Genomic DNA, 13,777 nt, shown 5'->3' with positions numbered 1-13,777 from the left:
GGCGCTGCTCGGAGGTGGGGTGCCGGTGGATGGGCTTCGAGTGCGGGGTCGGGGTCGTCAGCGACCGCCCTTGGGGGCAGGTGTGAGGATGCGGTTGAAGAGGTGGCTGCGGAGCGCGGCGGCGGCTTGGTCGACCGCACCGATGAGCGGTGCCTCGGTGCCGAACGACGAGACCAGGAACCGGAGCGGGAGCTGCGCCTCGTACTCGGCGGCGATGCGCTCGATCGCGGCGACGAGTGCGGGGTGAGCCGCCTTGCCGCTGAGGATGAAGGCCTCAGGGTCGAGCACCAGCCCGACGGTGCCTGCCACGAGGACGATGCGGCGGGCGATCTCTGACACGATCTGGAGTGCCGCCTCGTCTCCGAGCTCGGCCGCTTCCAGATGATCGGCGAGCGACGCATCGGGGTCGCGTCCGACGCCGAGAGCCAGGTCTCCGACCACCGCATCGCCGGCGAGGGGCGCCCCGATCGGGATGGGCGTCTGCGGCAGGTACATGACCTCGCCTGCGACGCCGGAGAACCCGCGGTGGAGTTCGCCGTCGATGACGATGCCCGCCCCGAGCCCGTCGTCGAGGAGCAGCAGCGCGAAGCTCGCGAGAGTGCCTCCTTCGCCACCGGTGAGTTCGGCAAGGGCGGCGAGGTTGACGTCGTTCTCGACGCGGACCGGACACTCGAGCGCCGCGGAGAGCGCCGAGCGGAAGGCCCCTCCGTCGGGGCCGAGGTCATCACGGATGCCCCCGTCTGCCGTGACGATGCCGGGGACTCCGACGACTGCGAGGTGCAGGGCTGTCTTCGCCGCGTTGACCGAGCGTCGGCAGCGGTCGACGAGCCCGACGATGTGCGCCGTTCGGTCTCCCGCTTCGGAGAAGGGAGCGTGCTCCTCGGCCTGCACCGCTCCGGTCGCATCGACGAGCACGACATGGGCGGCATGGTGATCGACATGCACCGCCACGGCGAAGCCGAGCCGGGGATGCAGGGCGACGCGTCCTGCGGCGGGCCCCCTCGTGTCGCGGTCGATGCCCGCGGGGGCGACGGCACCGGCGTTCTCCAGCATCCGCAGCACCTGGGTCACGGCCGTCCGCGAGAGGCCGGTGGTCGACATCAGCTCCGAGCGGGTCTGCGGACCGCTGCGGGCGAGTGCCTCCAGGATTGCCCGGCCGTTGAGCGTACGGAGCAGGCCCTGCGGTCCCGCGAGTGGTCTGGACATAGGTGTTCCGGAATCGCCTCTCGTCGTCACGGAGGGCGCCGCGGTCGGTTCCGGGCGCAGTGCCCGCAAGCATGCCACATCGTGTCGCACCAGTCGACACCCCGGCCCGATTCCGTCGGACCGCATGCGTGCAGACACCGGCACAGGCACAATCGCAGACACCGGCACAGGGCCACCTCCTCCACCGTCACCTCCACCGCCGCCGGGTTTCATGTCCGCAACAGCTCCTTGCGTCGAACTGCCGCCCCCGAGCCAGCAGCACTGGTCGGTCGTGGTGTTCGCCATCGCCGACTCGGATCCCACCACGCAGGGCCGCGGAGGGAGGGGGTGCCATGTCGCATCCGGATCTCCCATCCACTGGTGGGGAGCGTTCGGTGGTGGTGCCAGCACAGTGCCACACCGTTGTCGGTATGGGTCGCTCCCCCGTGGGCGTGCTCGTGGACGTGATGGATCTCGCACCAGGCTGCGGGCACGTGGCAGCCGGGAATGAGCACTCGCGGTCGCGGAGAGTGATCGCTCGGCGTTGATGGGCGTTGAAGACGCGATCGGAGGTGTGGATTCCGATGATGCGCCCAGCCGGGTCGAACAGGACCCGCTGCACGCCGCCTCCGCACGCGGTGTGCGCGGCGACTCTGCTGGACACGGGGGTGTCGATCCCGTCGACGTGAGCCCATCCGGAACCGGTGGCATAGTCCTCGGCGGCGATCGAGACGACCAGCGTCGGCGCCGCACCTCCCAACCGGGGCATCTCATCGTGACGAGCGGCGATGGAGAGCACGGCCGCGAACGTGTCGTGCTGCTTCTGCGCGCGCGTCCGGGTGTCGATCGTCCGCACCGGGTCCTCGGATGGCAGGAAGCCATCACCCGCCCCCTCGATCTCCGGCGAAGAGGTGTGCGCCGTGTCAGAGGGCCGGAAAGCGACACCAGGTCGCGGCGGGCCTTCGACCTTCGGGTTCAAGTAGGCGTCGAAGAGGCGTTGCAGCTGACCAGCGACCTCAGGGAGCAGCCCGCCCCGCACCGGGATCACCCCGTCCTTGACCCGGCCGAGGGTGATCCCCCGCGCCCGCATGGCGATCTCCTCCGCCGGCTCGGCTCCGTCCGGGTCGAGATACTGCACGATCGCCTGCGCCAGCATCCGGAGATCTTCCGGAGTCGCCGGAGGAGCGGCCTCGTCATCGGCCCTCGCCTCCGCACCGCCTTGGTCATCCGCGCGCTTCTCGGCGACCGGAAGCCCGCGCGCATACGCCGCCAACTCCGCATCGGCACGCAACCTGTCCGCCGTTCCCACCCTGGCACCGGCCCGTTCGATCGGACCGATCGCCGCCAGAACTCCGTCGACCCCCACCGTCCCGTCGAGCAGAGACGCTCGCAATGCCGGCCACCGTGCCGGCAACCACCCGCCCGACGTCAGTTCGATGTCTCGCCGCACCGCCCTCGCGGCCTTCACGACCCGGGTGGCACCTGTCGCGTCCACTCGCAGCACCCGCTGCAGGAGCTCGCCGACCGTTCGGCACCCGAACAGACCGCAGAACGCGAGGTCGCCAGAGCCCGCCGGGCGTGACTCCACCGACGCGACGACCTCCACCACCACAGCCTCCACGCGCCGCTGCGCCTCGCCTGCGACCCGCAGCAACTCCATCTTCGACGCATCGGACAACCCCGCCACCGCCTCGGAGCGCAGCACCACATCGAGATCGGCGACGATCTGACGGAGCGCGTCCACGGGAGAGTTCATACCCGAAGTCAACGCGGGGCCACGGACATTCATCGCCGAATTATCCCTGTTCAGAGTAATATTCCAGAACACGAGATGCGGCCTCGATCACTCCACAGGACGGGCGGATCGCGGGTTCTCCACAGCCGCCGCGCACCACGGAGCCGCCATGCCGCGAGCAGCCCGCACACGACGCAGAATCGATGCACCTCCTGGCGTCACGTTCTCGGCGGACATTCATAGATGACCGAGCACGGAGACCGCTCACCGGTGGGACGCGTCCGATCTCGATTTGACGCTCGCGAGTTCACGGCCTAAATTACAGATCGGTAACGGTGGCATCCGGGGGGATCGACCGCCGCGTACATCTGCCCTCCCGGAAGGAACCCGTCACGAATTCCCTGCCCCCCGAGCGCGCTCACGAAGCCTCGGAAGCTCCGACAGAAGTCCCCGATTCGATCCGACCGCTTCTCCGTCGCGATCGTCGACGCCCTGCGACCGCAGACCTCACGACCGACGCAGACCTCGCGGGCAACGTCGCCCCCTCACTCAGGTCGTCGCGCGCACGCCGCACGCTCCCGGCAGGTCACACGGCGACCGAAGCCGCGGACTCGCCCCGACAGCAGACCGACCTTCCCTCCGAAGCAACAGGGACTCAAGTAAGGCCCCAGACGAAGCCGGCTCCAGCGACCGAGCCGCGCGCAACGCAGACCCAGGCGACGCAGGCTCAGGCAACGCAGCCCCAGCTCGAGGCGACACAGGCACAGCCCAAGGCAGCACAGACCCCGCGTTCCTGGGATCCTCGCCTGCGCCCTCGGCACATGGCTCCCCGCGCGGCGTCCACCCCTCAGACCCGGGTCCGTCGCACGAAGCGCACATGGGCGAAGTCCAAGGCACTCGGCGCGACGTTGGCGATCGGGGTCCTGATCACCGGAGCCGCGCTCCCCGCACTCAACCCCACCAGCGGTCCCGCAGCGGCCGCCAGTGCTCCCGTCTCGACCCTCGCCGAAGGAATGTCCCAGTCCTACACGTCGAAGAACGAGATCCGGGCGGAGATCGCTCCCCGTGGGAACTTCTCCGCGACGACGCCCGAGGAGATCAAGGAGACGCGTTCCCGTGCTGCGGCTGCGGCGATCGCGGCAGGCATGCCTCTGGGAAGCGCGCTGGACATTCCGCTCGCCGGACGCATCGTGATGCCGATGGCCGACGGCACCTACACCTTCACAGACGGCTTCGGCGCTTCACGACCCGGTCGATCGCACCTCGGACAAGACTTCGCCGCGCCGGTCGGCACTCCGATCAACGCCGCCATGAAGGGCTGCGTCTCCCGGTCGACCGAGAGCTACCAGGGCTACGGTGTGACGATCCAGATCGAGAGCATCGTCGACGGACAGGCCGTGAGCACCGTCTACTCGCACATGACCTATGGCAGCCGGGCGGTCGAGGTCGGCGACTGCGTCGATGAAGGCCAGTACATCGGAGACGTCGGATCGACCGGGTACGTGTTCGGGTCCTGCCTGCACTTCGAGGTCCACATCAACACCGTCGCCGTGGATCCGCTGCCCTGGCTCAAGAAGAACGTGAGCTGAGCCGCACCGTCCGTCCCCCGCATCTGCAGCGGCGATCACCGTAGGCTGATCGGATGACCCCGCTGGTGATCCGCGACGCCCGCGCGGACGATGCCGACCGCATCGCCGAGGTGCACGTCCGTTCGTGGCAGGCGGCCTATCGCGGGCTCATCGATCAGTCCGTGCTCGATGAGCTCTCCGTCGACGAGCGAGCCGAGGGCTGGCGGCGCATCATCGCAGAGCCTCTGCCCACGGGCCTCGGAACCCTCGTCGCCGTGCGTGACGATCACCTCATCGGCTGGGCATCGCTCGGCTCCGGCCGCGACCCCGACGGTCTCGCCGACGGTGAGGTCTACGGCATCTACACCGACCCCGCCGCGTGGTCGACCGGGGCCGGCCACGCCCTGCTCGAGTCCGCGGAGAAGCGGATCGCCGAGGCCGGATACGAACGTGCCTACCTGTGGGTGCTCGACGGGAACGAGCGCGCGGACGCCTTCTACGCACGGCACGGCTGGGACGAGGACGGCGCGATCAAGATCGAGGAACGACCCCGACTCACCCTGCGTGAGCACCGTCGCGTGAAGCTGCTCAGCCCCTGATCACTGGGCCGAGGCGAACAGCCAGCGACCGCACTCGGCGGCTCACTCGGACGAGGGTCGCGCTGCAGCCAGCGCACGATCCAACTGGGCATCGAGTGCCCGCCAAGCGCCGAGCTCGAACGACAGCACGATCGCTATCGGCGAGATCACGATGGTGAGCAGGCACAGCCACAAGGGCGACCCCACGGCCGCCAGCACGATCGCGAGAACAGGCAAGACGAGAACGGTGATCTGCAGCGGCGAGTTCTTGGGGAACTCGGACACCAACCACGCGTGCAGCAGATACAGGGTGACCATGAACGCCAGCACCGGCACGGCGATGGACGAGATCGCCGTGAGGGTGCTCACGTGATAGTGCTCGTCGTACACGTAGCCGATGACGTGCAGGCCCGCACCCACCGCGGCGATCGCCGCGAACAGCACCACATGTCCATACCCCCAGAGGAAGGCCTTGGAACGACGAACCGCGAGGATGGGCGCGCTCGGCACGAGGAAGTAGACCCACCAGAGCGCGAAGGCCATGACGATGCCGAGGCCGATCACCATGATCGAGGAGAACGACCAGCCCTCCGCGACGGTCACCTCCTGTGCCGCGGCGAGCGTGCCGAACACGGTCTCACCGAGCGCGATGATCGCCAGCAGGGAGTATCGCTCGGCGATGTGGTGCGGATGCCACGGCGTGGAGCCGCCGGTGCGGTGTCCCTTGCGCTCGGCCACGACGGGACCCGACCATTCGATGGCCGAGACGAGGATCGCGCCGACGAGGAACCCCAGCGGGTCGAGCGGCAGGAAGAGCAGCGTCACCCAGCCGATCTGCGCGATGCCGATGCTCAGCGCGTAGGTCTTCGCGGCAGTGAGATACCGCGGGTTGCCGTGGGCGGCGCGCAACCACTGCGCGATCGCCGCGATCCTCATCACGACGTAGCCGGCGACCATCACCTCGTTCGCCACCGGCTGCCCGCGCTCGAGCGACTCGAACATCGGCGGAAGCCCGATCGCCAGCACGACCACACCGGCCATCTGCACCATGGTCAGGACGCGGAACAGCCAGTCGTCGGTGTCGAACGCCGAAGCGAACCACGAATAGTTGATCCACGCCCACACGATCGCGACCATCGCGAAGCAGAAGCCGCCTATGCCGGCAGCGAGGTCGCCGTGCGCGATCGCGGATGCTAGCTGGTTGGCAGCAACCCCGAACGCGGCGACGAACGTCAGGTCGAACAGCAGCTCGAGCGGTGTGGCCGCGCGATGTTCCTGGGCCGCGTCACGGCCTCTCATCGGGCGCAGGCCATGACGGAAATAGGTTGGCGTCGACAAACAGTCCCCCAGAGTCGCCGAACAGAACGGTCCCCACCGCGGAGACCACCCTAGTCGAGCGCACTCATCACGTGCTTGATGCGGGTGTAGTCGTCGAAGCCGTACTGGGAGAGGTCCTTGCCGTACCCGGAGTGCTTGAACCCGCCGTGGGGCATGTCCGACACGAACGGGATGTGCGTGTTGATCCACACGCACCCGAAGTCGAGGTCGCGCGAGAAACGCATCGCACACGCATGATCGGTCGTCCACACCGAGGCGGCGAGCGCGTACGGCACGTCATTGGCCATCTCCAGCGCCTCGGCATCCTCCGTGAAGGCCTGCACCGTGAGGACCGGTCCGAAGATCTCACCCTGCACGACCTCGTCGTCTTGATGCACACCCGAGATGATGGTGGGCTCCCAGAAGTAGCCGCGATCACCCTGACGGCGTCCACCGGTCTCGATCGTCGCGTGGGCGGGCAGGCGGTCGATGAAACCCTGCACCTGCGCGAGCTGGGCCGCACTGCTCAGCGGCCCGTAGAGCACACCCTCCTCATGCGGTGCTCCGGTGCGGGCGTGCGTCTTCGCCCTCGCGACCAGCGCGGCGACCAGTTCATCGTGGAGTGAGGCGTGCACCAGCACCCTGGTCGCAGCGGTGCAGTCCTGCCCGCCGTTGAAGAAGGCGCCGGTGGTGATGCCCTCGACGGCCTTCTCGATCGATGCGTCGGCGAACACGATCGCCGGTGCCTTGCCGCCGAGTTCGAGGTGCACCCGCTTGACGTCGTTCGCCGCCGAGCGCGCGACGGCCATGCCCGCCCGCACCGAACCGGTGATCGCGACCATCTGCGGTGCGGGGTGCTCCACCAGTGCGACGCCGGTGTCGCGATCGCCGAGCACCACGTTGAGGGTGCCCGCCGGCGTGTGCAGAGCGACGATCTCGGCGAGCAGCAACGTGGTGAGCGGCGTGGACTCGGCCGGCTTCAGCACCACCGTGTTGCCGGCGGCGAGCGCGGGGGCGATCTTCCACACCGCCATGTTCAGCGGATAGTTCCAGGGGGTCACCTGACCGATCACACCGACCGGCTCGCGACGCACGAACGAGGTGTGCCCGGCGAGGTATTCGCCCGCGGCCCTGCCCTCGAGGCTGCGCGCGGCGCCGGCGAAGAAACGCAGCTGGTCGACCGACTGCATGATCTCGTCGGCGACCAGGCTGGCGCGCGGCTTGCCGGTGTCCTGCGATTCGAGGTCGGCGAACTCTTCGGCACGCGATTCCATCTCGTCGGCGATGCGGAAGAGCGCCAGCTGCCGTTCGGCGGGCGTGGTGTCGCGCCAGACCGGGAAGGCGGCGGCCGCGGCAGCGTAGGCGGCGTCCACGTCGCTCGCATCCGACACCGGCAGTTCCCCGTAGGCGTCTTCGGTGACAGGATCGAGAAGCGTCATCCGACCGCTGCCGTTCGCGGGCACGTACCGGCCGCCGATGAAGTTCTGCAACGGTGCTGAATCCTTCAGAAGGTGAGTCGACATGGCGTCATGCTATCGAGATCGGTACGGAATCTGAAGATCCCTACGAGAAATTCGACTGAATCAGTTGCATGGCCGGTTCCCAACTGACAATATCGACACATGAGCGCGAAGCACTCCCAGCCTGCCCTTGATGACATCTCGAAGCGCATCGTCGAACTGCTGCAGGAGGACGGCCGCCGCCCCTACGCCGAGATCGCCCGGGAGGTCGGACTGAGCGAAGCCGCCGCGCGTCAGCGCGTGCAGCGCATGACCGAGGCGGGCATCATCCAGATCGTGGCCGTCACCGATCCGATGCAGCTCGGCTTCCACCGCATGTCGATGATCGGCATCCGGGTCTCCGGGAACCCCCGCGAGATCGCGCAGGAGCTCACCACGATCCCGGAGCTGGCCTACGTGGTCGTGACACTCGGCACCTTTGACATCCTCGTCGAGGCGGTGTGCGAGAACGACGAGCACCTCATCGAGCTCATCGCCACTCGCATCCGCACCATCCCCGGTATCACGCACACCGAGAGCCTGCTCTACGCCGGTCTGTACAAAGACCTCTACAACTGGGGCACGCGCTGAGGCGCGCCTCCGACGAAACGGAGAGAACGATGGGCACCACCGTCTTCGAACGCCAACGGCCTTCCGCGAGCGTCATCGATGCCTCGCTGCGCGACACCGACCTGCGGGTGTTCTGGCTCGACGACGTCGAGCGGCCGACGCACCCGCCGCTGAACGGCACTGTCCGTGCCGACCTCGCCATCGTCGGCGGAGGATACGCCGGACTGTGGACCGCGGTGCGCGCCAAGGAGCGTGACCCCGAGCGCCGCGTCGTCCTGCTCGAAGCGTCGCGCATCGCCTGGGCCGCCTCCGGTCGCAACGGCGGATTCTGCGAGTCGAGCCTGACGCACGGCCATGAGAACGGCGTCAACCGATGGCCGGAGGAGATCGACCGGCTCGAGGAGCTGGGCCATGCGAACCTCGACGCGATCGGCGAGACGGTCGAGCGGTACGGCATGGACGCGGAGTTCGAGCGCACGGGGCAGCTGGCGGTCGCCGTCGAGCCGCATCAGGTGGACTGGTACCGCGAAGAGCCCGGCTTCCTCGATCGCGAAGCCGTGCAGGCCGAGGTGCACTCGGAGACCTTCCTCGCCGGGGACTGGGATCGCGACGGCTGCGCCATGGTGCACCCCGCCAAGCTCGGCGTCGAGCTGGCACGGGTGGCCGCAGAGCTCGGTGTCGAGATCTACGAGCACAGCATCGTCCGCGCGATCGAGGGCGACGGATCCGGTCCGATCACCCTGGTCACCCCGAACGGCCGCGTGGTCGCGGACGCCGTGGCTCTCGGCACCAACGTCTTCCCCTCGCTCCTCAAGCGCAACCGCCTGATGACCGTGCCGGTGTACGACTACGTGCTGATGACCGAGCCGCTCACGCCCGAGCAGTTGGCATCCATCGGCTGGTCGAACCGTCAGGGCCTCGCAGACAGCGCCAACCAGTTCCACTACTACCGGCTCACCGGGGACAACCGCATCCTGTTCGGCGGCTACGACGCGATCTACCACTTCGGCGGCAAGGTGCGCCCGGAGTACGAGGACCGCATCGAGAGCCACCGCAAGCTCGCCTCCCACTTCTTCACGACCTTCCCGCAACTGGAGGGTCTGCGCTTCACTCACCGCTGGGCGGGAGCCATCGACTCGTCGAGCCGCTTCTGCGCGTTCTTCGGCACTGCCCGCAAGGGACGCGTGGCCTACGCGACCGGCTTCACGGGCCTGGGCGTGGGCGCGGCACGATTCGCCGCCGACGTCATGCTCGACAAGCTGTCCGGCGAGCAGACCGAGCGCACCGAGCTGCGGATGGTGCGCGAGAAGCCCATCCCGTTCCCGCCGGAACCCGCAGCATCGATCGGGGTCAATCTCGTGCGCGCGGCCATGAACCAGGCCGACCACAACCAGGGCAGACGGAACCTGTTCCTCAAGGCGCTCGACGCCGTGGGCATGGGCTTCGACTCGTGAACGGCCTCGCCGCGGGGAGTGCGGTGGATGTCAACTCCCTGCCCCTCGACCATGAGCCGCTTCCCGCCGCGGAGGTGCTCGCCGGCGCTCCGACGGCCGCTGTCCGCGAGCTTGCGACACTGGGCGGCACCGAGATCGGTGTCTGGGAGATGACACCGGGCACCGCGACAGACACCGAGTCCGACGAAGTGTTCGTGGTGCTGTCAGGCCGCGCCACGATCGCCTTCGCCTCGTCCGGACTGCCCGATCTGGAGGTCGGGCCCGGCTCTGTCGTGCGTCTCGCCGAGGGCATGCGCACGACCTGGACCGTCACCGAGACCCTCCGCAAGATCTACATCGCCTGACCCGGCGGACGCTTTCGGCGGGTCAGGCGGCCGGGACCGGAACGGAGTCGATGAGCAGCCGCGTGTAAGGGTGCCGGGGATCGACGAGCAGCTGCTCGGTCGGACCCGCCTCGACGATCTCACCGCGCCGCATCACGATGGTCTCGGCGCAGACCTTGCGCACGACGGCGAGGTCGTGACTGATGAAGAGCAGCGTGAGGCCCTGATCTCGTCGGATGCCGGCGACGAGATCGAGCACCTGTGCCTGCACCGACACGTCGAGTGCGCTCGTCGCCTCGTCCATGACCAACAGCTGCGGTTCGACCGCGAGCGCACGAGCGATCGCGACCCGCTGCCGCTGGCCGCCGGAGAGCGTGCGCGGCCGGGCGGTGAGGTGCTCCTCACGCAGCCCCACCGCGGTGAGCAGCTCGAGCGCTCTGGCCGCGGCCGCCGTCCCGGTCCTGCCGGTGTGCAGCTTCAGCACGTCTTCGATCGCACGTCCGGCGGGAATCCGAGGGTCCAGAGACAGATACGGGTCCTGGAACACCATCTGCACGCTCTTCGCGCGCTCCAGCCGCTCGGCACGGGAGCGTGGAGCGGACAGCGCGCGATCGTCGATGCGGATCTCACCCGCGTCCGGCTCCTCGAGCCCCACGATCATGCGCGCGAGGGTCGACTTGCCCGACCCCGATTCCCCCACGACGGCGAGCGATCCTCCGCGTGGGATGACCAGCGACGCATCGGAGACCGCGACGACCGGTGCCCTCCCCCGCCGATGGTAGGTCTTCCCGACTCCGGACACGGAGAGCTGGACATCGACTCCGGTCGCACCACCCGCGACAGTACCGCCGGCGACATTGCGGTCCGCGACAGCGCCGCCCGTGATGCGCGGCGTCGCCGCCACCAGCCGACGCGTGTACTCGGCGGCCGGCTCCCTGAGCACGGCAGGGGCGGGCCCCTCTTCCACCACGGCACCGTCCTTCATGACCACGAGCCGATCGCACAGCGAGCCGGCGAGGTTGAGGTCGTGGGTGATGAACAGCATGCCCATGCCGGTCTGCGCGCAGAGGTCTCGCAGCACCTGCACGATCTCGGCCTGCGTGGTGACGTCGAGCGCGGTCGTCGGCTCGTCGCACACCAGCAGCCGCGGCGAGGCGCTCAGGGCTCCCGCGATCATGACGCGCTGCAGCATGCCTCCCGAGAGCTCATGCGGGTGCTGACCGAGGTGATCCTCCGGGGCGGGCAGCCGCACCGATGTCAGGAGATCGACGGCGCGCGCTCGCGCGGCCTGCTTCGACCACCCCTCGCACAGGCGGAGCGCTTCGGTGACGTGATCGCCGATCGTGCGCATCGGGTTGATACCGGCCCGTGGATCCTGGAAGACCATCGAGGCCCTGTGGCGGCGGATCTCCTGACGCTGCTGCCCCGCCCGGAGGGGTGATGTCCCCTCGACCTCGACCGCCCCTCCCACCACAGCCCGGTCAGGCAACAGGCCGAGCACGGAGCGGGCGGTCAGCGACTTGCCGGAACCCGACTCGCCGACCAGCCCCACTGTCTCCCCCGCCGCGACCCTGAGCGTGATGCCGTGCAGCAGCCGGCGCCCGTTCGGGAGGTCGAGGGTGAGGTCGCGGATGTCGAGCAGCGGCGCATCGACCGCCCGCCGGGTGTGCGAAGTCATGCGGAAACCTCTCCTCCGATGCGGTCGGACAGTTCCTCTCCGATGATGTTCACGGCCACCACGACGATGACCACGACGACGGCCGGGGCGATCGCCGGGAGGAACTGCCCAGAGGCGATGCCCGACTGCGCCTCGTTGATCATGGCGCCCCAGTCGGCCGTCGGGGGCTGCACACCGAGGCCGAGGAAGGACAGCCCGGCGAGTTCGGCCAGCACGTAGCCGAAGTTGAGCGTCGACTGAGCCCCGACGATCGGTGTCACGTTCGGCAGCACCCGCCGCAGGGCGATCCATGCTCCACCGAAGCCCTGCACGCGGTAAGCGGAGACATAGGGACGGGTGCGCTCGGCCGCCACGAGCGACCGGGTCAGCCGGGCGACGAACGGCGCGTAGGCGATGCTCATCGCGATGACGGGAGCGAGGAGACCTTTGCCGAACAGTGCGACCGCCATGATCGCGATCAGCAGCGACGGGAAGGCGAACAGCACGTCGAACACGCGGCCGAGCACCGCATCGATCCAGCCGCCCCGCCACCCCGCGAGCAACCCGAGGAGGATGCCCAGCACGGTGGAGAAGATCACCACGGCCAGCGGGCCGATCAGCGCCGTGCGGCCGCCCCAGATGATGCGGCTCAGGGTGTCGCGACCCAGCGAGTCGGTGCCCAGCCAGTGCGCGGCGGAGGGCGGGGCGTAGAAGGCCGCGAAGTCCACGGCGTCGGGATCGTACGGCGCGATCCACGGCGCGAAGATCGCAGCGAGCGTCACGACAGCCAGCACGATGGCACTCAGGGCGAACAGGAAGGGTGGGCGGGGGATCCGCGGTGCACGCAGCACGCGGACGGCCAGCGTGGGGGTCGGGGTCGTCATCGGGCACCAGCTCCGGCAGCGGATCGGGGATCGATCCAGGGTTCGAGGATGTCGACGACCGCGTTGATGGCGACGAAGGCCGTCACCACGAGCAGCACGATCGCCTGGACGACCGGGAAGTCCAGTCGGTCCACGGATTGCACGAGCAGCGAGCCGACGCCGGCGAGACCGAAGGCGGCCTCGACGATCGAGCTCGCGACGATGAGACCGGCCACCAACACGCCGCTGACGGTGAGGATCGGACCGAGCGCGTTGCGCAGCACATGCCGACGCACGACGACCGTCCGCTTCACGCCGCGACTGATCGACACCTCGACATGCTCGCGCCCGAGCTGCTCGACCATCGCCGAGCGCGTCACCTTCCCGACCAGCACGATGAACACGATGGCCAGCGCGATGGACGGCAGCACCAGGTGGTAGAGCATGTCGACGAAGCCGTCGCCCGATCCGAACGACGGGAACCATCCGAGCTGCACAGAGAACACGGCGATCAGCACGATGGACCCGACGAACGAGGGAATGGCTCCGAGCACCGTGAGGCCGATCAGCACGACCCGGTCGAGCATCCGGCCGCGGTTGAGCGCCGCGACGGCACCGAACACCAGACCGACGACCGCGATGATCGTGCCGGCCATGACGACGAGCATCAGCGTGAGGGGCAGCCGCTCCCCCAGGACGACGCTCACATCCTGGCGGAACTGCAGCGACCGACCGAAGTCACCCTGGAGCACGCCCCCGATCCACCGCAGGTACTGCTCCCACGGAGGCTTGTCGAGCCCGTACTGGGCGGTCACCTGCGCGACCGCCTCCGCGCTGGGCTTGCGCCCGCGGAGCAGGAAGCTCACAGGATCTCCCGGCACCAGGAACCGCGAGAAGAAGACGAGCAGCGACGCCAGGAACAGCGTCAGCAGCAGACCGCCGAGCTTCCCGGCGACGCGTCGTGCGGCACTCATCGGGTGGCCTCCTTCGGGGGTGTGATCGCCGTTCGAATCGCGCACATGGCTGCA

The 13,777-nt window shown here is 68.7% G+C and carries 12 protein-coding genes; 5 read left to right on the top strand and 7 right to left on the bottom strand.

The annotated features are described in order from the left end of the window. Positions 1-57: 57 nt before the first annotated feature. Both RN51_RS12810 and RN51_RS18045 read right to left on the bottom strand, forming a co-directional pair. Positions 58-1,206, bottom strand: a complete 1,149-nt coding sequence (locus RN51_RS12810; RefSeq protein WP_045264450.1) for an ROK family transcriptional regulator — start codon at positions 1,204-1,206, stop codon at positions 58-60. Between the two features lie 187 nt (positions 1,207-1,393). Further along, positions 1,394-2,941, bottom strand: coding sequence for a DUF222 domain-containing protein (locus RN51_RS18045; protein WP_052674716.1), 1,548 nt, complete (start codon positions 2,939-2,941; stop codon positions 1,394-1,396). Positions 2,942-3,741: 800 nt separating this feature from the next. Here RN51_RS18045 and RN51_RS12800 point away from each other — a divergent pair. Both RN51_RS12800 and RN51_RS12795 read left to right on the top strand, forming a co-directional pair. Then, positions 3,742-4,509 carry a M23 family metallopeptidase gene (locus RN51_RS12800; protein WP_045264449.1) on the top strand — a complete coding sequence of 256 codons (768 nt, stop codon included), beginning with the start codon at positions 3,742-3,744 and terminating at the stop codon, positions 4,507-4,509. 53 nt (positions 4,510-4,562) lie between these two features. Then, positions 4,563-5,087, top strand: a complete 525-nt coding sequence (locus RN51_RS12795) for a GNAT family N-acetyltransferase (RefSeq protein ID WP_045264448.1) — start codon at positions 4,563-4,565, stop codon at positions 5,085-5,087. A gap of 42 nt (positions 5,088-5,129) precedes the next feature. Here RN51_RS12795 and RN51_RS12790 read toward each other — a convergent pair whose 3' ends face one another. Then, the gene (locus RN51_RS12790) at positions 5,130-6,365 is read right to left on the bottom strand and encodes a low temperature requirement protein A (protein WP_052674715.1); all 1,236 of its coding nucleotides are present in this window, start codon (positions 6,363-6,365) and stop codon (positions 5,130-5,132) included. A gap of 89 nt (positions 6,366-6,454) precedes the next feature. Continuing rightward, complete coding sequence (locus RN51_RS12785) at positions 6,455-7,906, bottom strand: gamma-aminobutyraldehyde dehydrogenase (protein WP_045264447.1); 1,452 nt, start codon at positions 7,904-7,906, stop codon at positions 6,455-6,457. Between the two features lie 99 nt (positions 7,907-8,005). Between RN51_RS12785 and RN51_RS12780 the strand changes: the two genes are divergently transcribed. From RN51_RS12780 to RN51_RS12770, 3 genes are read left to right on the top strand one after another with little or no spacing between them, the layout of a single operon-like run. Continuing rightward, the gene (locus tag RN51_RS12780; protein ID WP_045264446.1) at positions 8,006-8,473 is read left to right on the top strand and encodes an Lrp/AsnC family transcriptional regulator; all 468 of its coding nucleotides are present in this window, start codon (positions 8,006-8,008) and stop codon (positions 8,471-8,473) included. 29 nt (positions 8,474-8,502) lie between these two features. After that, positions 8,503-9,906, top strand: coding sequence for an NAD(P)/FAD-dependent oxidoreductase (locus RN51_RS12775; protein WP_045264445.1), 1,404 nt, complete (start codon positions 8,503-8,505; stop codon positions 9,904-9,906). Continuing rightward, entirely contained in the window at positions 9,903-10,250 is a 348-nt protein-coding gene (locus RN51_RS12770) for a cupin domain-containing protein (RefSeq protein WP_045264444.1), read from the top strand. Before RN51_RS12775 ends, RN51_RS12770 begins: the two co-directional genes overlap by 4 nt. A 22-nt stretch (positions 10,251-10,272) precedes the next feature. On the opposite strand, the gene RN51_RS12765 is transcribed toward RN51_RS12770, so the two are convergent. From RN51_RS12765 to RN51_RS12755, 3 genes are read right to left on the bottom strand one after another with little or no spacing between them, the layout of a single operon-like run. Continuing rightward, the gene (locus tag RN51_RS12765; RefSeq protein WP_045264443.1) at positions 10,273-11,907 is read right to left on the bottom strand and encodes a dipeptide ABC transporter ATP-binding protein; all 1,635 of its coding nucleotides are present in this window, start codon (positions 11,905-11,907) and stop codon (positions 10,273-10,275) included. After that, on the bottom strand, positions 11,904-12,770 hold the full coding sequence (locus RN51_RS12760; protein WP_045264442.1) for an ABC transporter permease: 867 nt from the start codon (positions 12,768-12,770) through the stop codon (positions 11,904-11,906). The genes RN51_RS12765 and RN51_RS12760 overlap by 4 nt, the downstream gene beginning before the upstream one ends. Then, positions 12,767-13,723, bottom strand: a complete 957-nt coding sequence (locus RN51_RS12755; protein WP_045264441.1) for an ABC transporter permease — start codon at positions 13,721-13,723, stop codon at positions 12,767-12,769. Before RN51_RS12755 ends, RN51_RS12760 begins: the two co-directional genes overlap by 4 nt. Positions 13,724-13,777: the final 54 nt, after the last annotated feature.

It is taken from the genome of Microbacterium oxydans (assembly GCF_000956405.1).
GTDB classification, from domain to species: domain Bacteria; phylum Actinomycetota; class Actinomycetes; order Actinomycetales; family Microbacteriaceae; genus Microbacterium; species Microbacterium oxydans_C.
The sequence above is the reverse complement of the archived record's forward strand: the minus strand, read 5'-3'. Positions and strand labels throughout refer to the sequence as shown.